At 60.5% G+C, this 25,767-nt stretch carries 11 protein-coding genes; 6 read left to right on the forward strand and 5 right to left on the reverse strand.

From position 1 onward, the window contains the following. Positions 1 to 29: 29 nt before the first annotated feature. The 3 genes from K4A76_RS16935 to K4A76_RS16945 are packed head-to-tail and all read left to right on the forward strand — an operon-like array spanning position 30 to position 4,445. Positions 30 to 773 carry a fimbrial biogenesis chaperone gene (locus K4A76_RS16935; protein ID WP_274410752.1) on the forward strand — a complete coding sequence of 248 codons (744 nt, stop codon included), beginning with the start codon at positions 30 to 32 and terminating at the stop codon, positions 771 to 773. A 31-nt stretch (positions 774 to 804) separates the two neighbouring features. Next, positions 805 to 3,291: a fimbria/pilus outer membrane usher protein gene (locus K4A76_RS16940; RefSeq protein WP_274410753.1), complete on the forward strand. Its 2,487-nt coding sequence runs from the start codon at positions 805 to 807 to the stop codon at positions 3,289 to 3,291. A gap of 53 nt (positions 3,292 to 3,344) precedes the next feature. Then, a complete protein-coding gene (locus tag K4A76_RS16945) occupies positions 3,345 to 4,445 on the forward strand; it encodes a fimbrial protein (RefSeq protein ID WP_274410754.1) in 1,101 nt (366 codons plus the stop codon). Between the two features lie 20 nt (positions 4,446 to 4,465). On the opposite strand, the gene K4A76_RS16950 is transcribed toward K4A76_RS16945, so the two are convergent. The 5 genes from K4A76_RS16950 to K4A76_RS16970 all read right to left on the reverse strand — a co-directional run bounded on the left by K4A76_RS16950 (position 4,466) and on the right by K4A76_RS16970 (position 15,893). Then, a complete protein-coding gene (locus K4A76_RS16950; RefSeq protein WP_274410755.1) occupies positions 4,466 to 8,320 on the reverse strand; it encodes an RHS repeat domain-containing protein in 3,855 nt (1,284 codons plus the stop codon). 36 nt (positions 8,321 to 8,356) lie between these two features. Beyond that, complete coding sequence (locus K4A76_RS16955) at positions 8,357 to 8,830, reverse strand: hypothetical protein (protein WP_274410756.1); 474 nt, start codon at positions 8,828 to 8,830, stop codon at positions 8,357 to 8,359. Further along, entirely contained in the window at positions 8,830 to 11,721 is a 2,892-nt protein-coding gene (locus K4A76_RS16960; RefSeq protein WP_274410757.1) for a hypothetical protein, read from the reverse strand. The genes K4A76_RS16955 and K4A76_RS16960 overlap by 1 nt, the downstream gene beginning before the upstream one ends. A gap of 15 nt (positions 11,722 to 11,736) precedes the next feature. Beyond that, positions 11,737 to 14,010, reverse strand: coding sequence for a hypothetical protein (locus tag K4A76_RS16965; protein WP_274410758.1), 2,274 nt, complete (start codon positions 14,008 to 14,010; stop codon positions 11,737 to 11,739). Positions 14,011 to 14,084: 74 nt separating this feature from the next. Further along, a complete protein-coding gene (locus K4A76_RS16970; protein ID WP_274410759.1) occupies positions 14,085 to 15,893 on the reverse strand; it encodes a hypothetical protein in 1,809 nt (602 codons plus the stop codon). A 199-nt stretch (positions 15,894 to 16,092) separates the two neighbouring features. Between K4A76_RS16970 and K4A76_RS16975 the strand changes: the two genes are divergently transcribed. From K4A76_RS16975 to K4A76_RS16990, 3 genes are all read left to right on the forward strand, one after another. Further along, on the forward strand, positions 16,093 to 21,141 hold the full coding sequence (locus tag K4A76_RS16975) for an RHS repeat domain-containing protein (protein WP_274410760.1): 5,049 nt from the start codon (positions 16,093 to 16,095) through the stop codon (positions 21,139 to 21,141). A 313-nt stretch (positions 21,142 to 21,454) separates the two neighbouring features. Next, positions 21,455 to 23,443 (forward strand): hypothetical protein, encoded by a 1,989-nt coding sequence (locus K4A76_RS16985; RefSeq protein WP_274410761.1) that lies wholly within the window; start codon positions 21,455 to 21,457, stop codon positions 23,441 to 23,443. A gap of 142 nt (positions 23,444 to 23,585) precedes the next feature. Beyond that, positions 23,586 to 25,739: an autotransporter outer membrane beta-barrel domain-containing protein gene (locus K4A76_RS16990; RefSeq protein WP_274410762.1), complete on the forward strand. Its 2,154-nt coding sequence runs from the start codon at positions 23,586 to 23,588 to the stop codon at positions 25,737 to 25,739. Positions 25,740 to 25,767: the final 28 nt, after the last annotated feature.

Raw genomic sequence — 25,767 nt, forward strand, 5'->3', positions numbered from 1 at the left:
GCTACAACCTCACTTCGAACGGTCTCGACATGAATGTTCTGACGTCAGGCAGGCGCTTGCTGTGCGCTTGTCTGTTGCCGCTCGCCCTGGCGCCTAACGGTGCCCAGGCAGCGCTCACCATCAGCACCACCCGCATCGTCTACGACGCTCATCAACGCAGTGCCTCGGTAGTTGTCGCCAATCCCTCGGCGCAGCCTTATGCCGCACAGGCTTGGGTCAACACCGAGGCCGACGACACCACTACCAGCGTGCCGCTCGTCACCACCCCTGCACTGTTTCGCCTGAACCCAGGCCGAGAGCAGACCGTGCAAATAAATGGCTTGCCCAATGAGTTACCCCAGGACCGCGAGTCGCTGTTCTTCTTCAACCTGCAGGAAGTCCCACAAGCCGACCCGGACTCGGCTGCTCGCAATACGCTACGCATCGCCCTGCGTACACGCATCAAGCTGTTCTACCGGCCCACCGCCATCGCCGGGAACCCGGCACGCGAGCTGAAGAAGCTGGAGTTCTCCACCGTGCAGGAGGGCGGCCGCCGCTACCTGCAAGTAAGTAATCCCACTCCTTATCACTACGTGTTCAGCCGGTTCGAGCTGCAGCTCGCCGACCAGCGCCACCCGCTGCGTGAGGCCGACATGCTGCGCCCGCTAGACACGCAACGCTATGCAATACCGCGCCAATTCGGCACGAGTGGCCTGAAGGTCACCGTTACGTTCATCAACGATTACGGTGGCCTGACCCAGCCTCTGACCCTCCCCGTGCAGGACGCTATCTGAGCGTAGCGAGTCGCCTTCAGGAATGGAACACATGAACCCATCACCAACCTGTCCTGACAGCGAGTCGGTGCGGCGAGCGCTGCTCGCGCTCAGCTGTCTAGTGCCCCTGCTCGTGCAACCGGGCAGAGCCATCGCTGCACCTTTCGAAGCCGGTTTTCTTCGCCAAGACCCCCGCCAACCTGGCGCCAGCGCCCTGGCGCTCGGCGCCTTGAGCGATGAACAGCAACTACCGCCGGGGCGTTACCGGGTGAGGCTGATCGTCAATCTCGAGGACATCGGTGAGCACTTGCTGACGTTCAAAAACGATGCCCGCACGCAAACGCTCGAAGCCTGCCTACCCCCGGCGCTCCTAGGTGAATTGGGGTTGCGCCTGGATGCACTGGAGGATCCGACGGCCACCAGCCTCCAGTGCCTGGACCTGCCGGGCGTAGTGCCCGGCGCGCAAGTGAACTTCGACAGCGAAAAGCTCCAGCTATCGCTGTCCATACCGCAAATCGCCTTGCGCCGTGATGTGGCAGGCTATGTCGATCCCCAGCGTTGGGACAGTGGCATCAACGCAGCATTCGTCAATTACCAGGCCTCGGCGCGACGCAGCGACGGCTACCAGAGTAGCCAGTACAGCCAGGACCTGTACCTCAATACCGGTCTGAACGTGCAGGGCTGGCGCCTACGCAGCCAGCAGTCCTGGCGACAAGACAGCGGCAGCGGGGCACACTGGGACAGGACCAATACCTTCGCCCAGCACGACCTGCCCGGGACGTGGGGGGCCGTGACCTTGGGCGAGTCGTTCACCGACAGCCAGGTGTTTCGAAGCATTCCCATGCTCGGTATCCGTGCGAATGCAGACCAGGACATGCTGCCGGATGCCCTGCGCAGTTATGCCCCCGTGATCCGCGGCGTCGCCCAGAGCCGCGCCAAGCTGGAAATCTGGCAGAACGGTTACCCGATCTACTCCACCTATGTCAGCCCTGGCCCCTATGCCATCGACGACTTGAGCGTAGGAGGTACTGGAGAACTGGAAGTGGTGCTGACCGAAGCTGACGGGCAGGTGCGCCGCTTTCAGCAACCCTATGCCAGCATCGGCAACCTTCTACGGCCTGGGGTCTGGAACTACAGCGCCGCAGTGGGGCGTTACAACCCGCCCGACAAGTTCGAAACCCCGGTATTCTGGCAGGCCGGCCTGGCCATGGGCACACCTTGGCGCTCATCGGTGTACGGCGGGGTGATGTCCAGCACCGGGTATCGCGCAGTCGCGCTGGGCATGGCGCGTGACCTGGGCGAGCTGGGGGCGCTTTCACTGGATGTGACCCACGCCAGCAGCGAGCTGCCAGCGCCGCACCGCGACCTGCAGGGCCAGAGCTATTCGATGCGTTACAGCAAGAGCTTCGGCGCCGACACACACCTGCGCTTCGCCGGTTACCGCTATTCCACCCAAGGGTATCGGGATTTCGACGAATGGGTCCGGCAAGGCAGCAATGACCGCAGCTTTCTCGGCAGTCGTCGCAGCCGCCTCGAGGCCTCTGTTTACCAGAAAATCGGCAAAGGGCACTCGATCAGCCTGAACCTATCGCAGCAAAACTACTGGCAGCGCCAAGACGTACAACGTCAGTTCCAGTTCAATTTCAGCGGCTACCATGGCTCGCTCAACTACAACCTGTATGCTTCGCAATCCCTGACCAGCGCCGGCTCACACAGTGACCGCCAAATCGGCCTGAGCCTGTCGATGCCCTTGGAGTTCGGCGCCACCCACCGGCTGTCGACCGACGTGTCGCACAGCGCCAGTGGCAGTAGCCTGCGTACCTCACTCAGCGGCCAGGCGGGACAGGAGCTAGGCTATAACGCCAGCGTTCAGCGTGATCAGCAGCGCAATGATACCCTTTCACTGGCCTTGGCATACCAAACACCGCACGCCAGCCTCGGTGCGGGAGGCGTGCTGAGCGAGCGGTACCGTAACGTATCGGTGAATGCCAGCGGCGCCGTGCTGCTGCATGAAGACGGTCTGGCTTTCGGCCCCTACCTGGGAGACACCATGGGCCTGGTTCAGGTGCCAGGTATCGCCGACGTCGGCATACGCCAGGGTGGCGCAGCCCGTACCGATGCCAACGGCTACGCGCTGATTCCTCACCTGCGCCCCTACAAGCCTAACGCCTTGGTACTGGATACCGACCAACTCGGGGCGGATGTGACCATCGAAAATGCCACTGCCCAGCTTGTGCCACGGCGCGGAGCGGTGGTCAGGCACCGCTTCGAGGCCCGCCGCATCAACCGCATGGTGCTGACCCTGCACAACGCCGAAGGCTACGTGCTGCCCTTTGGCGCACAACTGCTCGACCACTCGGGAGAAGTAGTAGGCATGGTCGGCCAGGGCGGGCAGCTATTGCTGGCCCTGGATGAGGGTGAGCACACCCTGACCGCGCACTGGGGCGAAGACGACCAACCACGCTGCCAGGTGCAACTGAACCCTGCTGGCCTGCCCATCTCGGACGGGTATCGACAGCAAACCCTGACCTGCAACTGACTCACCAGCCTTGGTCGGTCGCCCACGGGTTGACCGCCAGACAAGGATATCCAATGTTCAGCCCGCGCAATACCCTCGCTATCACCACGTTGATCTGTACGCTCGGCTTCCTGCCGCACGGCCAAGCAGCGCCAAGCGCAGACCCCTCCTTTTGTGCCGTGGCGCGTCCCGGGCCGATGCCCATGACCTATCACCGTGACCTGGGAACCTTGCACGTGCCGCGCGACGCCCCGGTCGGTACGGTCATCGGCCAACTCGACCCTGAAACCTGGGAAAGGACCGACGGCGCAAGGCTTACATGCTTTCATTTTGGCGACGGCGCCTACATGCGCTTGCACCTCAACGCGAGCGTGCCCATTGTCCCACACCCCTTGCCACCGATCGGCGGTGAACCCTCAGATGGACACATTCTCGAAACCGGTATTGACGGCATAGGTATGCGCATCCGGGTCAAAACACCGCTTGACGGCGTTATGTCCAGTAGTTTCATTCCAGAGAACGGTGACACGCGTGTGCCTTACGTCGCTTACAGAGATACCGACAACGGTCTTGTCGGAACAATATTGGGGCTCCTCTTCACACAGATCACCTTCGTCAAAACCGGTGACATTGCACCCGGCCCCCATCGGCTCGCCGCCAAGCAAATGTTCAATGCCGTCCTCGATTTCAATAACTTCGGTGAAGCGTTCAAGTTCCTGGTATCGGCCACCATCGTCCAGGCCGAGTGCAGTATCGTCGGCGACGCGGTGAGCCCGAACCCCGTGGTGCTTGGGGAATGGCAGAAAAGCGACTTCACCGGACCGGGGTCGCGCACCACGACCGTACCGTTCACGATCGCCTTGAAAGGTTGCGTTGCCGACCCTGGCGGCAATAGCCGAGTGACGCTGCAATTGGACCCGACCAACGGTTCGCTGGCCGACCCGCGCCACCCCGGCGTTTTCAGCATGGGCGCTGGCGCGGACGCCGGCGGCGTCGGCATCCAGGTGGTCAAGAACGATAGCTCGCCTTTCCCCCTGGAAGTCGAGCACGACATGCTGCCGCTCACCTCGGGCGACATGCGCCTGGACCTGGGTGCCCACCTGTTCCAGACCGAGGACACCGTTGTCCCTGGCGCTGCTAGCGGCGCGCTGAACTTCACCCTGCGCTACCGCTAGCGCGCCACACCGCGATAGGTTCAAGCCGGCCCGGAGGTGCCCGTCAGCACGTCCTGAGCATCGTAGTGGTACTGGTGGTTGGCCTGGCCATCGACGACCTCGCGCAGCCGGTTCAGGCCATCATAGGTCAGGGTGCGGCCTGCCTCGTCGCACGTCATATTGCCATTGGCATCGTAGGTGAACGACACAGGTGGCAGCACCGACCGATCTGCTGGGTAATGGGCCAGACCGGTCAGCTGCGCTGGATCCAACGGGTTTTCGAAATTGTAGAGGGTCCTGTGGATCTGGCCTTCGGCATCGGTGGTGGCCACCATGGTAATGTTGTCCAACTCATCGAGCATGAATGCCTGCTGCGCGATCACATTGCCCCACGGGTCCTCGGGGGCCTGCAATGCAGGCTGCCCCCCCTCGCCCTTGCACTGGTACACCGTCAACCGATTACGAAGGTCGTAGGTAAAGAACTCATCGCGCAGTACCGTGCTGCCTTCGCACAACGTGCGTTGCACCAAGTTATCGATGTCGTTGTACACCTGCTTCAAGCTCTGCGTCAGGCCACCGCCGAAGTCGAACGTACGCAAGACCTCACGATCGAACTCGTCATACATCAAGGTCGTCACCAACTGCTGGTCGCCGTCTTTTGTCGTGATGGAATGGGTGCGTCCGAATGCGTCGTAGGTGAAGTCCGCCGTAGTGGAGCCCAGGGTCGTCCGGGACAAGCGGCCGCTCTCATCATAGCCATAGGTCTGCACACCGCCGAGCACGTCCTGGTAACTCATCAGGCGCTCCTTGACGCTATAGCCGTACTTCATGGTGAAGGTCTGATCAGCGCCGTTCGCGGCTGACGCAGTGTAAGTCCGTGTTTCGTCCTTCACTTGCCCGGTACTGTAATAGCTGCGCACGACCGTCTGGTCCCCCGCGACGCAACTCAACAGCCGTCCGTTCTGGCGATCGTAGTCGTAGATGTCCTGCGCGTTCGCCAGCCCTGCTCGATCGGTTCCCGACGGAGCGATAGTCCTGCTGACGGGCTCATCGACAAGCGTTGGCACGTAGTCGTATTCGACCACATCGCCGCTGGGCATGGTCACGGTTTGCGGACGCAGTTGGCTGCCGTTGTAAGTGTAGGTTTGCAGCCGGCCGCCAGTGGTGGAGGTGCTCATCCGCCCCAGGCCGTCGAAGCTCTGTTCGCCCAGTATCTTTCCGTTGATCGCTATGGAGGTGGGCAGGTCGTCGGCACTGTGCGACGCATAAGTACGAACGACAATGTGTTCATACGGCAGCTTATGCTCGAGCAAGCGGTCGAAGACATCATAATGGTACTCGTTGACCCGTGTGTCGATGACCTCGCGGGTGTGGCGCCCCAACCCATCGTAGCTGTCTTCCTGAATACTGATCGTGTTGCCCTCGATGTCTTGCCGTTCGGTGCGTACCTCTTTGTCGAAAAGGTTCAGCCAAGTGACCGTCACGCCCGACTTGAGCCACTGACGGGTTCCGTCCGAAGCCACCACCTCGACCTCGTCCCAGGCCCGAGTGACCACCCCGTCGTGCTCAGCGACCCCTACCGGGTCGGTATAGGCATAATGGTGCACCCGGTCAGGCCCAACCGTGCAGCATCGTTGCCCCCAGTCGTCATGACGGTATGTGGTGCGCAATTCCAACAACTTGCCGTCTACCCAGTCGATGTCTTCTTCCGCTATTTGTTCTCCCAGCGCGTTGAAGGCGGCGCGATAGGTCGGATGCAGGTCACCACTGTCATCGATGAGCGCATCGACGTCCTCGCGCAGTTCAGCGATGACCCGATTCAAACCGTCGAACTCGCTGCGGGTGGCCACCGACTTGACGTCAAAGCTCAGTTGGCTTGCCTGCTCGCCGGTAGCGGCACAAAGCTGGTACTGGTAACGCCGACTGGCTTGCTCGGGCCGGCCGGGCGCGACAGTCTCGCAGGTGACCCGGTGCAAGGCGTCGTATTCGTAGCGTATTTCGACATCGTTGTCGTCGCGCGTCAGCAAAGGCTCGTCGAGCACTACCGAATGCTGGGACACGATGGTTCGGGTAGGCGAGTGCTGATCGTCGCCTTCGAGCGAACCGGTCAGGGTTTCCTGGACCTCAAGCACAGTATTGCCCAACAGCGCGGTCTGGCCAGCAGTGTAGGGTTGCTGGCTATACGCATACCGCGTGGTGAGGTCGCCACCCTCCATGCGCTGAACCTTGCGCCGCGGTCGAGCGTATGTCCAGCGTTCGGCCGGGTCGGTCTCGTACTCGTAGGTCATTTCCTGCCACTGCCGTTCAGTGTCGGCCGGCAACATTTCCACCAGGGTCTCGCTGTCGAGTGCATACCACGGCGCAAGCTCCACGCCCGCCTCGCCATCATTGCCCAATGCCGCCAGCGTCGCATAACGGTAACGGCTTACCAGGACGCTGGCCGCCCCCACACCGCTTTCGGCCGGCACCACGGTTTTCTGCTTGAGGTCTCGGGCGAACCCTTCAGGGTCGGCGTCATGCCCGTCCTGATGCGACGCGTCATACCACTGCTGCAGCGTCTTCACCCCAGTGGCATCGACCTGCTCCAGCAGGTTGCCGAACCCGTCATACCGTGTCAGGACGCTCTGTTCACGGCGCACAGCCGATTGTGAATGGCGCCACCAGGCCTCGGTACTCCGGGTGGGCAACTGCATATTGGCCGGTTGCTGGGCGAACTCGATCATGTTGCCGTCACTGTCGAGCTGCACGTTGTACACCGTACTCGAGCGTTGAACACTGTCGTTCTGGACAGTCTGTGTACTGGTTTGCAGGTGGAACTGATCGAACGCGCGGGTAATGGTGCGCACGGGCTGGGCCACGCCTTGCTCATCGGCGACATACCAGGTTTCCACCGACCCGTATGCATAGGTGCCGACATAGCGGAACAGGTTGTCCAAGCCATCGTCCTGCCAGGTCACCGGCAGCCCGTAACCGAGAAAATTGTGCTTGTTGGGTCGAGTGGGATCGAGTTCGTAGCCGTAGCGCTTCTCGATCGTCGGCTGCTCGAATCCGGGGTGGATCAAATGGTGCGTGACCCGAGGGAGCGAGGTACGTGCATTGCCGGGAAACAAATGGCCTTCGTCTTCATAGCGCAACGCTTCAAGGGCGCCGGTCGGGGTCTGCACCTCGACGATGCACTGCAGGTCGCGCATGGTTTCGTAGCGAAAGCGCCAGGAAGCTTGCTCCTCGGTCGGCAGTATGAGCCGGTCCACTTGCCCATCACCCCTCAGAAGCAACGTGAAGGCCGTGCGGGCCTGTGCGTCTTCCAGGTTGGGAAAAGTCGTGGCGTGCAGCGCATTCCCTTCTCGCTTGATCTGCAACACGACCTCGCCATCGTCCTGGGTGACCGATGCCAACTGCGGGAAGCCACCAAAGTCCTGGTAGTACAGGCGTATTCCATGGCCTTGCGCATTGTATATTTCCACGGGCACGGCAAGGTTGCGGGCGCCTTGCGGCTTGAGCACTTCGACAGCGCCCGATTTGTGCACGATACGATAGCCTCGGTTGCCGTGCGCGTAGAAGTGGAACGTTTCGAGTTTCTGCTCTTTCATCACCCAGGGTTTGCCGGCGGGTTTGCCAGTGACCTTGAAGCTTTCACCGGTGGCCAGCGAGACGACGTCCGTGGCGGGGTTGAATTGCGAAAGCCGCAACGTCCAACCCTTGCCGAACCCCGAATCGACGGTATTGAGCGGACTGTAGAACAACGGGAACTCGAACAGCGGCCCCTGCAGGAAATTGCAATTGAGCCCGGGCAAGTTGACCGAGAATGTATATTGGCCAGTGCGTGGATCGACACCGGAAGCGAGGTAACTCATGAAGTTAAAGGCGTTCGAATGAACGGCAGTGGAATCGGTCATGTTGGTATCTCCAGAAAGGGTTGTGCGTGCGACCAGTCAGTAGAGATGGATTGACACACAAGACAATTTCCCTTTGATATTTCCCTGATTATAATCATAATCATCGCGACGCACCCCTCTCTCGACAATCCTATCCGGAGCTACGTTCATCAAGTCAGGAATGGCTATCCACTTCGTGGATACAGGATTTATATTCACGCGCAAAATGAAATACCAATCCGGTTTGTTGTACGTTCTACATTTAGCCTCTGCGTACAAGCCGATCAGAGTCGCTGATGGCACACTATCAAGCTTGAAATAGGTCATCTGATCATTCTTGCAGTCATTATTATCACCTTTGAAGTCAAAGATTTGTGTTTTTTCACTTGCTTCGATATCAATAGAACACCGATCCCCGCCAGGGCCATTGACGCTGTCCCACTTTTCGGCGAAATCGATTTTGCCGGCAACCGCTGTATCGAGTATCAACAGCCCCAATATCGCCAACATGCAGCTTGTACGAATTTTCATTATACCGCTCCTCTCGAATTGCCCTGCATCACGCTCTGCGGAGGTTGCTCGACTTTAAGTGCCACCTGATTGCGCCGCCCAATCTGGGTGGGCTGTCCGTAAGAAAGGCGCAGATAGTGGGCATTGCCATCCTGGTCTACTAACTCGACGCCTAGATCTTTATTGACGACAGCCAGGGCTTGCTTATTGAATGGAAATTCGTCATGCCTGAAGTTTACGATTACCAACGCGCCGTCCTTGAAACCGGTGAGTTTTACCGTCTGATCGAAGTCCCCAATCACTTTCTCCACATAAGGTTTCAGGCGGCTGTCATACTTTATTTCAAGTGGAGGCGGGCCACCGCCTTCCTTTTTTTCCAGGCGGTCGCGGAAAATCCAGCCGGTATAGCTGGCCATCACCTCGTTGTTGTAGCTGCTTTCCCAGGTCAGCAGCGAGCAGGGCGGTGTTACCAATAAATCCTTGGCGTAGCCATCGAGCCAATAGAACTTGCATGTCTCGAAAATACCCTGACCGTACTCTAGAATAAAGTAATCCTGGGTCCGGAGATGAAAGTCGAAATTGTCCTCTACCGGGTCGCCCGGGGCCGCCGACCCGCCCTCGGCCCGCCAACGCGCAATGCTGTAATGATCCTCTTTGAAAATAGGGCGTGGTATATGCTTGAATGTGAACGAAGCGTTATCAACGGGCTTTTCTGTCGAAACAAACTGGCCGCCCCCATCCTTATCCAGAACCAAGCTGAACTCGGCACTCGGGGCGTTCTCGTAGCGTGCGTGCAAATAAAGTGTTTTGAAGGTAACCCCCTCGTCAGCGGCGGCCAAAGGCGTATGGCCCTGCCCGCCTTGGGACATCCTGAACCGATTGGGCGTGGTGCGCGTTGCGTACAGAGACGTAGAGCCGCTCTCGATGCCTTCGGCCTCCTCATCCAAAAGGTCGATGTCTAACCCCGACCGGCGATCGCGCAAGCGGATGCTGGCGATTTCCGTAGGGCTGAGCCAATAGACCTTGTCTCCAGAAACGGGCTGAACCGGCTTCACCTTGATGTCTAGCTGCAACTGTTGGTAACCGTTGGCAAATGCGCGCCCCTCATGCGTGCCCCCCACACCGCTACTGAGCGTTACCTGAAATATGTCTAGATCTGTCCAGCTCTTTTCCGGTTCCAGGCTCGAGACCGTCACTACCGCGTGCCCACCAGGGTAGCTCACACCGTTCTGGATAAACGCCAGCGCTACCACATCCGTGGCCGCGAGCAAGCCGGTGGGCGCGGTGTACTGGCCCTGAGCATCGAGTACGCCATCGCCCAGTGCGCGCCAACGACGTTCGGCGCTGGGCAACCAAGTGGCATCATCGTGCATGAACGTGCGTTGCTGGCCAGGCTTGATCACGCCTTGTTCGCTGGAGTTGATGCGGGCCGGCTGATAGCTGTTGTTGAGCACGACGCCGAGGCGCTGCTTGCCTTCGGCGTCGACAGCGATCTGTTGCAACGCCACGTCGTGGGTTATACCCGCAGCAGGTTCGAATTTCGCTTGCCGTGCCTCTGGTAGCAAGGTGCCCAATGCAGGCCCCAGCAAGCGCCAGGACAAGGCATTGTCATCGGTACGCGAGGCGTTCAACCTCACCGGCTCCAGGCTGCCAACGGTCTTGTACAGCGCAGGCGCGAAGGCGACCGGCTGGTGCTGCACCAGCAACCGGGCGCTGGCCTTGCGCAGGACCCCGCCTTGCTCGTGCACGGCGGTGATCACCACGGTCAGGCTGTTTTGACCAATGGCCTCTACGTCGGCGGCCTGGTACAAGCCCGGGCGGCCACTCACGAACATGCCATCCGCCTCGCGCTGGTGACTGCGCAGGCTCATCGCCGTCCAGCGCGTCGCTTGTAGCCGCGCGCCATTGGCATCATACAAGGTGAACTGGACCGTCTCCCCGGCCTGTAGCGTTCGAGTCGCCGGCGATAAGGTCAACAGACTACGGTGTGGCGCGATGTCGCCAAACACGATCAGATCCCTGGGTGAAGCACGGTCGATCTCCTGGAACACCTGGCCACCAGGAAACAACAGGCTGCTGAGTACATCGAGACGGCCGCCGGTGACATGCTCGAGCATTTCCCGCTGGACCAGCAGCGACGCGGAATACCGTTCACCATCGTCATCGTCAGGTATTAGGTAGGGGAATTCGCGGTCAGGCTCGAGGCCGGTTGCCTCGTTGCCTAGCAGCTTGATGAACACCACCACCGCCCCAGCCCCATAGTTGTTCGCACCCAGCAGTTGCGCCCCGGGCGCGGCCTGGGTACGAATGATGAAACGATCCGGTGTCAGCGGGCTTACCCCTTGAAGGTCGATGATGCCCAGGTCGAACAGGGTGCGAGACCGAGGTAACCCGGCGAACCAGCTACCGAGCCGGGTGTTCAACGCCTTGGCGAGCTCCCCTTCGTACAGGTTGCTGGCAAGGCGGGTGCCCTGGGACAGATCGAGCACCACGCGCCCGCGTTGATCGACGATACCTTGCACCTGGGTCAACTCGATGGCCATCTCTAGGGTGTAGCCCATGCTTTCGGACAGCTCATACCGGGCCAATAGCTCCCCCGTGCCGCCGTATTCGAGCACCTGACCGCCGATGATGTTCAGGGTCAAGCTGGCCTGCGAATCCTCGAACGAGGCCGTTTCAAAGGACAGCCTCGGGGTGCCGAACTCGATCATGACCAGGGCGATGCGCTTGTCCGCTTCCTGGAATTCGAGTGAGCAGGGCGGCAAGAAGGTAAGCGTTTCCAAACGGCTCAAGTACTGCTGCTCCAGCGCCCGATTGAGCCGAGCGCGGCTGAACACCGAGATCGCCCCCCAGCCACGGGTACTTGGACCTTGCAGCCGAGCAATAATGTCGTTACGTGAATTACTAAGCATGTCGATAGCCTCGTGTCATTGCGGATCATTGCTGTCTGTGACGTTTGCCTCATGCCAGACGAGCTGCGAGAGCAGTGCCGAGTGGGCCGAAAGCGGTAGTGGCAAGATCGAGTAACCCTCAAAGGTGCCGTACTCGGGGTGCTGATAGCTGGCGGCGACCAGGGCATAATGCTCGAAGGCCAACGGATCGCTCGCGTACATGCCCTGCTTATCGATAGAGCCGGGGCCACCTAGCGGCAGGCTCCACATCACTTCATCCAGCAGGGTGCCGTTGACACGTGCCTCCAGTTGCACACGGCCGTCCGGTTGCAGCGCGCCGAGGGCGATGTCGAGCAGCGGCTGGCGCTGCTCCACCAGCATGTGTACCTTGCGGCTTTCTCCCCGCCCATCGCTCACGACGATTTCGTCGATCACCCACGCCTTCTCGGGATCGGGGCTACCCGCGGTGTACGTGCAGGAGGCTCCATCGGGGGTCGGTTCGAGGAGACCCGCCCCTGGCCCTGCGCCCTCGATAGACCAAGCCAGGTCGCCGCCGCCGTTCGATGCCGCGCTCAACTGTGCCTCATCCCCTGGCTGCAGCACCCTGATCAAGGGGTTGACGCTGATCCCGTGGGGCAACACGGTAACCAGCACGTCGCTCGTCTGCTGGGTGACCCTATCGGTCGCGGTGACCATGATGCGCGTGGCGAGACCGCCCATGGCATTGGGGCCCGGCGCGGTATAGGTGCCAGTGTCGGCATCGATACGCCCCCACTCCCCCGAACTGCCGGGTAGGCCGGTCAACCGCCATTGCAGCGTGGCGCCGGCGGGCTCGACGGTAAAGGTGTGCACATCCCTGGCCTTGAGCACCAGCGGCGCATCGACAATCCGTAGCGTTGAGCCCTGCGCCCGCAAGGTACCGAACACCGCCGGGTTGATCGCTGTTTCAACCCGCTGGGGCACCGGTTGGCTGGCCTCACCCACTGTGAAGTCCTGGAGCAACTGCTCGCCGATATGCGCCGTCAGGTGGGGGGCCAAAGCGTTGTAGAAGGCCTTGTGGATCGAATACGCCACCGCCTCGTGAATTTGCGCGCGCGCTTCCATGGGCAGGTCGGGCGGCAGCCCGCCGGTGAGTTCGACCACCGGTGCACCAATGGCCGAAGTCTGCAGTTTGCCCTCGGTCATGAAGGCTGCGTCACTTGCCAGACCCAATTCGAAACGGTGAGCCAGCGTCACAGAGCCTGTCAGCGACAGGCTGCTCCAGGACGAGCTTTCGCGCGGGCGGTATTTCAATGACATCGAGAACGACTGGCGCCAGGCCTGCTCGCTCGCCGGCGCCGAAAAGGTCGCCCGCAGGGTGCGTGCCTCTAGATCGAAACCGTCGAGCTGAAAGTCAAAAGCTTGCGAGCTGTAATCACTGCCAGGGACATAGAGTCGGCCTGCACGCGCCGAAAGCCCCTCGAGCCTGCCACCCTCGCCTCTCGTCCAGGAGAAATCGCCATCAGGAATCAGCCCCAACATGGCCTCGGCAAACGCCACCCGTTGCAACGCGGCCAGCGATAGCAGACTGGTCACCTGCTGCGGGCCGGCGAACTCATCCGGTAGCAGGAAAGGCAACGGGGCACCCGGCAGCTCACCGTTCGCTCCGCTATCGAGCGTCGACCACAGCACGAGCGCCATGCGCTGCTCATCATCGCTGCGCTGAAACCTGGCGACCATATTCTTGCCGGCACGCAACGGCTTGTCCGGCGCAGTGCGGATGCCGGCCAACAGGAAGTAACGCTGTGCATCGCTCAGTTCGGCGAAATGGCTCCGGAAAAACTCCCCCCCCAGCATACCGTCGACCGAAGAGCCCATGCCTTCCATGAAAAAGTCGTCACCGCTTGGTAGGTCAAGCTGAAGCCTGCCGTCAGCAGCGGCCAAGGTATGGTCGGATCTCAAACGCAGGCTGTCCAGCGCATCGTAATGGGCCAATTGACGAATCCCGCGCAGGCTCTGCAGCATGACCACGGTGCCTTCCACCTGCAGCGTCACACGCGCCACTGGCCGTGCTTCGGAAACGATGCTCAGGTCCAACTGTGGAGCCGCCAGGCGCACATCATTCAAGTTGTATGAGATGTCGGTATGCTCGATGTCGAACTGGCCGTTGATCTCGTCGATGGCATTCCCATCGCGCCATCGCAACAGATACCCCTGGCGCATCGAATCGTTGAGCCCCCGGACGTCCAGGGCATGGACGAAATCCCACTTGGCCAGGTCTGGATAACGGCCCATCCACTCTAATATTGCCTCTACGGTATGTACGGACATGCAGATAGTCCTCTTGCTCGGTTATGGATCTGATGGCGATCAGGGACGACACCCTGCCTGCCATATCGAAGCCGCTATGACATCAGGGTCAGGGACAGCGCTTTGAACGGCTTGAAAGAAGCGCCCTCGTCGAAGCTCACACTGCCCTGAACCTGGAAAATCTGGTTCAATGCCAACTCACTCAGTTGGGCCCTTTCGAAATGGGCAACGATTCGCTCAGCCACTTCCTCCTCGTCGCTAACGGCCACCTTGCAGCGCGGGTAGAAGGTTTTGGAGGCGCCCCCGACGAGCCCGTGAACTTCAAGGGTGACCTGTTGCCCGGCAGCCATGCCTTTCCAGTAGTCAACACTTAGCTCCAGCCCTTCGTCCGGCACCTTCGCCAGCGACACAGTGCCGTTGTCGACCGGTTGGCACTGGATGCCTGGGAGGCGGTCTTTGACGATGTCCTCAACAACGTGAAGCCGGTAGGCGTCGGAACTGCCCAGGTGTTCCCCCCCCAAGCTGACCGAGCAGGAAACCTCTACGACCCGGTCAAGATTCGGCAGTATCAGGTTGGCTGGGACAGCGCAGCGCTTCTGGTCGCTCGCTAGCGAAAAGCTTTGCGAACCCGCCTCGGTGAACCCCCGCCAGTGAGCGCTGAGTTCGGCTCCGACCGGCAGGTCTAAAAGGTCAGGTATCAAGATGGCCGAACCGAAATTCAGCGAATTCCAGCCGTCGATGGAGCCGTCGTACTCTCCGCCATCGTCGCCAGGCACGGCGTCTTCCACGCTTGGAGTGGGCAGTTTCAGTTGGGTCTTGATGTCGATGCTCAGGTCTTGCGAGCGGCCATCGTAGCCACCCCGTGCGCACTGGTATGACAGCACCACCTTGTCGCCACGATGGTCACGTACCCACTGCCCATCGAGACTGAATGCAAAAAACTGGCTGTCCACTGACGTGAGGTCCAGCCGCATGCCGAGCGCCTCGCTGGTCCCCGAGGCATACTGCAGAAGCAGAACGACGCCATCTCTGTCGGACATGCCAGCATAGGGTGCGAACTCGAGGGTGATACCTTCAGGGTAAGCATCGGGGTCGATGATCACCGTGCCGTCAGCACCAGGGGGAACGTCGCGCACCCGTGGCGGGGGCAGCAAGCCCGGGAGGCCAGGGTCGCTGTTCACTATTAGCAGCGTTTGCATGGGCGAATCGCTGAAGCGAGTGTTCCCCACATAATCGATGCGGTAGGAAACCTTCAGGGCCAGGCCGCTCCCGGTCACGAGGATCGAATGGGGGAATGGCAAGCTGACTGCACGGTTTATATCGTCAGGCCCCACCGTGTGGCCAATGGTGCCTTTCTGGAGTTCTATATCACTGTCGGGGAAGACAAGCGACCACGAGCACGTGAACTGGTCCCCTTCGCTCATTGCCTGATACGGCAACAGCACAAGGTGCGCATCCTGGCCGCCCAGATCATCGACCACCACGGTCAAGTCGTGAGACTCCAGGAGCTGTGCGACAGGTAAGCCGCCCTGGGCCGGTAATTCACGGTTGACATAGAAAAAACGGCGCAATGACGCTTCATAGGTTTCGCCCGGGGTGCCTACCCGGGTATGCGCAGTGTAAGCGTAGAACACCCACCCGCCTTTCAGCCCACTGAACCTCCCTGCCGGGATGAGGCAGTGATAGCACCCTTGGTCATCCAGCTCATCTACAACCAGTGCCACTTGAAGGTGATCCGAAGGGCTGCCGTCGGCTGCACAACCGCGAAGATCGATATCGAGCGTGTCACCTTCGACAATGCCCGGATAGCAGATCAGTGTATCGAGCATTTCATCCAATGCATCGGCATCGAGGCTGTTGTTGGCATCGAGTGCCGGAACATCAGGCATCGGTAAAAACGGCATGGGGAACTCCATTGATGAGCGCTACTGAGATCTCAGAAGCTCGCAATGGAACCTTTTTTACCCCTGCCTCCACCCACGGGAAACTGGCAAATATGCTAGGTGGCACACCTGGATCACGCTGTTAAGGTCTGCGACAAACAGGCCCGGCTTCTACCGTGACCGGTGCCTGACCCAGTACCCCTGTTACGAGGTCAGCACAATGACGCTCAATTCCAGAGTGCGCAGCAATGCCAGTAATTTCATCGAACAACTGCAAACCGGTGTCGATGCACGCACCGGTCAGTTCACCGTGAACCTGAAACTGCCTACCGTCCAAGCGCATGATCGGCGAGGGCCGGCGCTGGACATCGCGCTCGCCTACAATGCCTTGACCCCCATTGATGCAGGCTACGGGCTGGGCTGGGATTTACCCCTGTCGCAGTTTCGCCAAAGCAAAGGGCTGCTCACTACCAATAGCGGCGAAAACTTCAAGATCATCAGCGACCCGACACAGCTCGGGCGCATGACCGTGGGCCAGCAGAAGCTCGAAAGTTTTCACTTCTATCGCGACAGCGAAGCGGTTTTTCGCCTGGTGCACCGCAGCGGTGAGGTCGAGTTCCTGGAAGAGCGCGGCAGCGGCGAATTCCGTACTGCCGTGCCCGTGCAAATCTGTACGCCACAGGGCCATCGGCTGAACCTCGACTACGATACCTACGGTGGCCATCCCTACCTGTCCCGCGTTCGTCAGAGCGACGGCGAGACGCTGTTACGGATAGAACGGGCCCCAGGCCGCAACAGCGTGGTCTTGTCCTTCAACCCCGACATCAGCGACCAGCCAGGCCCCTCCTACACACTGCACCTCGATGCCGAAGGCAAGCTCGTGCGCTTCGAGCTACCCACTGACGAGAAGGCTACCTGGGCCTTCGACTATCGAAAAATCAGGGACATGTGGTGTGTCGTGGAAATGCGTACGCCCATGGGTGGTGTGGAACGGCTGGAGTACGCCGACGGTGGGCATCATTTCCCCACCAGTGCCAACCGGCCCACATTACCCAGGGTCACCCGGCACCTGCGGCACCCTACCGCTGACGGCGACCCTGTCGACATCCGCTACCAGTACTGCATGGATGCGCAGCGTCCGGACGCCCGCAACTTCCTGGGCTATGAATTGAACTACAGCTGGCTCGACGATGGCCTGGACTACCTCTACCAGCACAGAGGCGACTACCGGTACGGCACCATCGAGACGTACTGGACAAACGACGGTAACGGCTCGCCGCGTGCGCTGCGCTCGATCAACCGCCATTACAACCGTTACCACCTGCTGGTGCTGGAGCAAACAAGCCAGGGCGAGGCGGTGGCACGCCAGACCATCACCTACAACCTGCACGACGATACCCACTTCGATCAGCAGCCGGCCACCTGCCAATTGCCCATCGAAACGCAATATTCCTGGTGGCTGACGAGCGCTTCGAGCGAGGTTTACCATGAGAAGGAATCACGCACGTACGACCACCAAGGGAACCTCAGGACCCTCACTCGGCGCGACGGGGTGCAGGAAATCAGCGAGTACTATCCGGCCGAGGGCGAAGACGGTGACGAGGGTGTCTGCCCCGCCAATCCTGAAGGTTTCGTGAGCTACCTGAAGCGACAGGTGACGATACCCGTAGCCGGGCCAGGAAATGCCGCCACGCTGGTCAAGCGTTTCGACTACAGGGCCCTGCCGGCACTGAGAGACCCTGAGCGAGCCGACTTGGCCGACTGGCATACCGTGACACAAGAGCGAACGCTGCAGCTGGACAATCAACAGGAAGTCGAGCTGACCCGGCATGAGTACACCTATGTCAACGATATCGACGTACCCTTCCTGCATGGGCGGGTGGTGATGAAAGTGACCACCCGCGACTTCCTGCCTACCGTGGTGACGCATGCATTCAGCCAGCTGAGAGCCGACCAGACACTGGCCAATGTACCGGTGGTGCAGACCCAGGAAACCCTCAGCGGGTGGGACGGCAGCGTATCGACGAGCCTGGTTCAGGAGTCGGCGTTCACCGGGGACGTGGTACTGCGCGAGGACACCGAAGGGGTTCAAGTACTCTATGAGTACGATGCCCTTGGGCGCCCGCAACGCGAAATTCTAGCCCCCGAGGACCCGCAACACCGTGCCGAGAACACCTGGCAGTACTATCTGCATTGCACGGAAATAGGCGAGGCACCTGGCACATCCACGACCTCTGTCGGCGGGGTCACCACCCGCACGTATGTCGACGGGTTCGGACGAGTGATCGGCGAGGCCCGAGACCACATCGACAAAGACGTCCCCCAGCGCCTGCACGAAACCCTGGAAGTACGCTATGACGCGCTAGGTCAAACCATCGAACGCACCGAGCATGACTGGTACCAGAACAATCCGCAGCCGCTTGTCACCCGCTTCGAATACGACGACTGGGGGCAATGCCATCGCACCACGACCCCCGACGGCGTCATTCACCACGAACAAGCCAAGCCGACCCGCGAAGGCATGGTGATTCGCAGTTGGCGCAGCAGCGGCGATCGCATCAACGCAATGACCGAAGCTTCGATGAACAGGTTCCAGGCCCCGGACCAGCTGCGCACGCTGGACGCCAGCGGCACACTATTGTGGACACGTAACTTTACCTACGATGGGCTTGGACGCATCCACCGCCAAACCGATGAACATGGCGACACCCAGAGCTTCACCTATGATGCCCTAGGGCGGCTAAGCAGCACCCGCCTGGCGGATGGGACGGTCCTTGAGCATGGCTACGCCGCCCACGCTGAAGCCGCGCTGCTCACCGAGGTTGCCCTGGTACCCGAGGGGGACCGTAACCAACGTGCGATATTGGGTTCTCAAGCGTTCGATAGCCTGCATCGCCGCACGCGTACCGACGTGGGCAAACAGAGCCATCGTTACCACTACCAAGGCGGACGCAACCGACCGTCAAGCTACACCACACCTGCCGGCGCGAAGATCGAACTGAGCTACCTGCTGAACCTGACCGGCGCGCCGATCGCCAGTGTGGCCCCCGACCAAACCTGCAGCTACGGCTACGACCCACGCAACGCCCAACTGGAACGCGCCACCAGCGAAGAGGGCGAGCGCCAGTACGAGTACGACAGCTTTGGCCATTTGATCCGCGAGCAGTGGACAGGCAAGGATCAGGTAACCTGGACCACTCGTTACCAGCCATCGCTGCACGGGCGTATCCACCTGCGCGAAGACCAGACGCGCCCCCCCACACGCTATACCTATGACGCCGCCGGAAGGGTGAGCAGCATGACCTGCGAACAGGTGACGGTCACCTACCGTTACGATACCCTCGGCCGGCTCGAGCACGTCACCACTACCGATCGGGCCGGTGGCAGTGAGCAGGTCACCACCCATGGCTACGATGACCACGACCGCGAGACCAGCCGTACCACCAGGGTCACCGGCCAACCAACGCGAACCCTGGAACAGACCTGGTACCCAGGTGAACGCCTGAAAAGCCGCACGCTGACCGAAGAGGGCACGCTGCTGCTGGGTGAAACGTTCGCCTACGACAGCCGTGCTCGCCTGAGCACCTACAGCTGCACTGGCAGCGAATTACCCCGTGACGAACTTGGCCGACCGATCAGTAAAGAGATCTTCCTCTACGACGGTTTCGACAATATCAAAGTGGTCACGACTACCATCGAAGGAACGATATACCGTACCCTCTACACCCCCCGGGAAGACGACCCCTGCAAGCTCGCCAGCATCCAGCATCTGCCCGCCCGGCCGGGCCTTCCCATACCGCCATTCGAGTACGACGCCAACGGCAACCTGCTCAACGACGAAGCCGGGCGCCGGCTTTGCTACGATACCCAGAGCCGTTTGCTGTCAGTGACCGACGCCTCCAGCCAGGTACTCACCAAATACCATTATGACGGTAACGGTGACCTCCATGCAGTCCAGGCCACCGGTCAACAAGCCACACAGGTGTTTTTCGAAGGGTATCGCCTAAGCCTGGCCATAGGCAACGCGCAGGCGCAACGAGTGCTATACAACGGCGAAGGGCCAGTGGCCCAGCAGGCGTGTGGCGAACCTGGCCAGACGCTGCTGTTGCAGACCAACGCCAGCCACAGCGTGATCGCCGAGTATCACTTGGGCGAGTTGCGCAAACTCAGCTATGGCGCTTACGGCAGCCTGCCGGAAAGCGAACAGGCCGCCGCCAAAGGCCTGTTGCGTTTCAACGGCGAGCTGGCCACGACTGCACTGGGCTGGTACCTGCTCGGGCGGGGCTATCGGGTCTACAACGAACGTATCCGGCGCTTCCATAGCCCCGATAGCCTGACCGTGTTCGATGGCGGCGATATCAACCCCTACAGCTACTGCCGCAACGACCCGGTGAATTTCCGCGATCCCAGTGGGCACGAGGGTGTGGGCAGCACCGGCCGGCTACGCTCCCCGGTCGAGGACGAGGTGCCCACCTACGGAGGCGGCGGAGGGAACTGGGAAGGATGGTTGATGCTGGGCGTCGGGCTGATTGCCACCGTAGCAGCGGTGTTTACCGCAGGGAGCTCGATCAGTGCACTGGTAGCAGCCGCCAGCGTCACCGCGGGAATGATCGCCAAGGCCACGGTGCTGACCATCATCGCTGCCGGCGCCGTCATCTCGTATGGTATGCAAATCTACGCCACCATCAAGCAGGACGAGAAAGCGAACATGATCGCTTTCTCGATCAACATCGCGGTGACGGTCGTGTCAATCATGTACGCGGCGTTTACAAAAATGGCCAGTCTTTTCAGGTCATTCAGGAGACAGTCTGGGTCGCCGGCGGCGCAGTCATCGAGATCATCAATAGCAAGAAGCAACTCCACGACGAGCGCTTCTTCGGTAATTGACGACGCCGTGCCCTCCAGCTCGTCCCGCGCTTCAACGTCAACACGACCCTCGTATATCTCAAATGCCAGCCTAAATGCGCAAAGAAGTGGGGCAAACAGCCGAACTTCATCGATAGCAGCCGGCGCGGAAGTGAATCAGCTCGAAAATACCATTCCACCGAGCTTGCCGGGAACTTCTTCCGCGATTGCAAGAACGTCACGGTCCAGTTCCCTGGCAAGTGATGTTCTCTCGCAGCTCGACCGCCCCCCGCTTGAGTACTCGTCCGGGGTAATCTGGTATAAATCCCCTACTAGAGGGTGGCTTGAGGTGAGTGAAACCACGGCCGAGAAAATTCGGTACAGGTGGCAACAGGCTTACTACGGTCGGGCTCTGTTCCCGTAGGCCGATCGGCCTAAAAACGCCCGATGCACCGCATCGGGCGTTTTGTTTTTCACGGCTATGTGAGGCTGCTCTGTGTACATCTGCACCGCCTCATCAACCATCTTTCTCGCCTGCGCCAGGTTATCTGGTTTGCTCCGCAGTAGCTCTGATGAATGAGGAAGTAAACCTTATTCAGGTCGGGACATGCCTAGCATTTTTACCAGTAGTCCGATGGCCTGAACGGGCGCTAACGTAACGTCAGCGCCCCCTGGCATGCCAGGAACCGAATTCACCTGACACCTGTGTGCTTCGCACCCTGCAAAGGAGTTTACGGATGAACAGTAAAGACTCACGCCACCCCAACCGACAGCTCGCCGACGAAGCCCGCCGCCAATACCAGGCGCAACGGATCAAGCGCCTGGCCAGCCTACCCATCGCCGCCCTCGCTGAGCCAACCGTCGCGGCAATCGTCGACCCTAGCGACGGCACACTGAATGTGAAACTAATCGATCAAGACCTCGATGTGAGCATCGCAAAATGGCCGAACATTGCCGCCGGCGACAGCGTTCAATTGTATATCAAGAGGGGTGGCAGCAACGAAAGCATTGCTGTGAGCGAATCGATCCCGGCCGACGAGAGCACAACATTCCCAATGAGTGTGCCAATGGACCATGCGCATCTAGAGCAAGAGGGGGTCTTCGATCTTTTCTACAAACAGATGAACGCCGACGGTAATTCGATCGACTCCGCCCCCCGGCCACTGCGCGTGGACCGCACACCACCTTGGGGCCATCAGTATCCTGAAAAGCTGGCCCTGCCCGCCGTCCCCATCACCGATGCCTACCTGAAACAAAACCCGCAAGGTGTGACGGGCACGATTCCCGAGTATGAGGACAGCCAGAGCAACGACAAGGTTGCCGTCTATTACTTCAATGAGCTCCCCCCGAATAGCTCAGACGATCTCCCTGCCCCAATCCTCCTCATCGACGTACCTGCCAACAGGCAGATCACCATCAGTGAAGAACACGTGCGTACCTATGGCGACGGTGGCTGCTATGTGGTCTATGTGCTGATAGACATCGCGGGCAATGCCAGCCGCATTTCCACTTACACTGCCCTGGACGTCGCGCTCGGCACCCTGCCCAGCGGTATGGGTGACCCGGTGGTGCCACTGGCCGCTCCCGACAATTTGGTGGACCTGGAGGATGCCCGAACTGGGGTGGTGGTGGAAATTCCCCCCTTCGAGAACTGGAAAAGCACGGACACCCTCATCGTGAGCTGGGGCAACACCCCGCTTCCCAGTGAGCAGATCGGCTCCAGCCCGCACTTCCCCCTCGAGGTGCGCGTGCCTGCCGCAGCCTTGAAGGCTGAGTACACCGACGCACCCGACCGCCAAAGTACGCGTGTCTCCTATGAGCTGTTCAGGGGAACGATGTCACAGGGAACACTGGACACGGAGGTTGATGTCGACTTTTCGGTCATAGGCCCTGTGCGCCCTGATCCGGATCCGAACTGGCCAGGCGGAAACGCCAATCTGCCCACGCTAGAGGTTCGCGGCAAGAAATCCGACCAGGCCAATACGCTCACGCGTGAAGATGAAAACCAGCCTGCCCTCATCACCCTGACACGCTACCCAGGGGCCAAGGACGGCGAGCGGATTCAATTCTACTGGAAAGGCGAACACGTTCCGGAAGCCGATCTGACCATCGACACCGAGAAGACCGATGAACTGACGGCCGAAATTCCATGGGAATACATCTATAACGCACGTAACGATCCGCAATTGCCGGTGCACTACGGCATCACCGCCCCCGGAGAAACCAACGAAGAGCACTCTCTCGCCACCTTGGTGAACGCAAATGCCGTGGTGCTGCGGGCTCCTGCGGTGAAGTTCGAGCGCACCTTCAAGCGCGCTGATGGCACGGAGGTGTTGAATTGCAATTCCCTCTGGGACCCAAACGATGGGAGTAAAGAGGCCGCGTTCCTCGTCACGATCCCGGACCTGACAAGCCTCGGCGTCTCGGCCGGCCATGTGCTGAAGATCACCTGGACCGCGCTGAAGGGGGAAAGCGGTGATACGCAAGTAGCTGAGCTGTCCCAGAATCTGACCATCGGCACCGACCTGCCCATTACCGGCGGGGGATGGGAAATAAAACCTTACGACGAGAACATCTACCCTATCTACGATGGCGTCAACAGGGGGCGTGGACGGGTCGACTATGAAATCAGCGGCGGAGCGGAAACGATCAATGCCATCTCCGCTGAAATGTTGGTGAGTATTTTCAATGGCGGTGGCTCGTGCGAAATACCTTCTGGGGCCTGACCGGAATCGCTCTCCTGTCCGCGAGAGCGATGACCACTCAGGCAACTGGCGACTTTTCCTACATAACCTAGAGACCAATCTGAATACAGTTTTCCTTTTCGTAGAACTTTAGTTGCGTCCTAGACCTGAAAGGAAATAACTCATGCGAATCCATCGTACCCGCACGGCCCCACTCCTGGGGCTGAGCGGCTTTCTCCTGCTACCGTTCAGCCCAGTAACGGATGCTGCCCCTGTGTTCGACGACCAAACCATCGACGCCAGCACCCCCCGCCAGAGCTGGCAGGTGATCGATGGCAGCCTCACCGCCAACGGTGCCACCACCAACGAAATCATCGCCGAACCTGGTACTCGCGTAACGCTCAACGACAGCACCGTCGCCGCCAATGCCGCTGGCCTGCGGTTACTGGGTGCTTCTGCGGTGGTCAACCGTTCGCAGCTCAGCAGCCAGAGCAACCAAGGCTTGCTGATGAACGAGGGTAGCCAGGCGCAAGTGTTCGACAGCCAGATCACCGGTGCCTTGCGCGGCGCCACGGTCAATGCCAGCACCCTGGAACTCACGCGCACCCAGGTCAGTGCAACCGCGGCCACATCGTCAGGCCTGGTGGTGCTCGACGGAACGCTGCGCGCCAGTCAAGGCAGCGTGATTTCAGGCGTCAACGAAGGGATATTGATACGTTCGACGCCAACCGGTACGGCCAATTCCGTGGTGCTGGACGCCAGTCAGGCAAGCGGCCAAGCCGGGCCTGCCATCCGTGTGGGCCAGGCTGGCGCGCCCGCCGATGCACAAATCGCCATACTCAATGGTTCGACCCTCAGCGCCGGTGCTGGCGAGGCACTGATCGACATCGGCGACAATGCCACCGCCAGCGTACGCGTCAACGCCAGCGACCTGATAGGCGACATCGTCGCGCAGCCCGACGGGCACGCCAGCCTGACCCTGGAAAACCGAGCGACCCTGCGTGGGCGCCTGGATAACATCGAGCGGGTAGCCATCGACAGCCTCGCCAGCTGGACGCTGGTCGAAGACAGCCAGATAGGCGCCTTGTCGATGAACGGTGGCAGTATCCGCTTCGGCGAAGCGGACGGCCAATTCCATACCCTTACCGCCGACAGCCTGGAGGGTAATGGCACCTTCGTCATGGCTGTGGACTTCAACACCCTGCAGCATGACTACCTCAACATTACCGGCCAGGCTACCGGTGACCATGGTTTGCTGGTCAGCAGCAGCGGTACCGAGCCGCAAGCCGAGAGCCAGATGCACCTGGTGCATACCGGCTCGGGTGATGCACGTTTCTCGCTGGTCGGCGGGCCGGTGGACCTGGGCGCTTACTCCTACGACCTGGTCCAGCGCGACAACGACTGGTTCCTCGACACCAGCACAAGAACCGTCAGCCCAGGCACCCAAACCTTGCTGGGGCTGTTCAACACTGCCCCGACAGTGTGGTATGGCGAATTGGCCACCTTGCGCAGCCGGATGGGCGACGTACGCCGAGGTGGTGATACGGCCGGTACCTGGCTGCGCAGCTATGGCAACCAATACAACGTGTCGTCCAGTTCCACGACGCAGTATCAGCAGACCCAGCAAGGCATCTCGTTCGGTGCCGACAGGCCGTTGGGCCAGGGGCAGTGGCTGGCCGGCGTTACCGCGGGCTACAGCAAATCCGACCTGAACCTGCCACGCGGCGCTTCCGGCGAAGTCGACAGCTACCACCTGGGTGTTTATGCCACCTGGGTCGACCCGCAGTCCGGTTACTATTTCGACGCGGTCGGCAAACTCAACCGCTTCCGTAACCAGGCCGAGGTACGCCTGAGCGATGGCCAGCGAGCCAAGGGCGACTTCGATACCACCGGTGCAGGTGTTTCGCTGGAGGCCGGTCGCCATCTGAAACTGGGTGATGGCTGGTTCGTCGAACCCTACGCACAGGTCGCTGGCCTGATCGTGCAAGGCCGCGAAGTCACCCTCGACAACGGCATGCGCGCCGACAGCCAGCGCAGCCGCTCGTTGCAGGGCAAGGTAGGCAGCGCGCTGGGGCGTGACATCGCCCTCGAAGGCGGCGGCACTTTGCAGCCGTATATCAAGGTCGCCGCACTGCACGAATTCGCGCGCGGCAACGATGTAAAGGTCAACGACAATCGCTTCCACAACGACCTGGCCGGCACCCGTGGCGAAGTGGGCGCAGGCCTGTCCGCTCGCTGGGCGGAGCGCTGGCAGGTGCACGCCGAGTTCGACTACAGCAACGGGGACAAGCTGGAAAAGCCTTGGGGCATGTCACTGGGCGTCAACTATCGCTGGTAACGCATTCGCGTGGGGGCGTCACGGCTCC

This window comes from Pseudomonas sp. NEEL19 (assembly GCF_028751975.1).
Lineage (GTDB): Bacteria > Pseudomonadota > Gammaproteobacteria > Pseudomonadales > Pseudomonadaceae > Aquipseudomonas > Aquipseudomonas juntendi.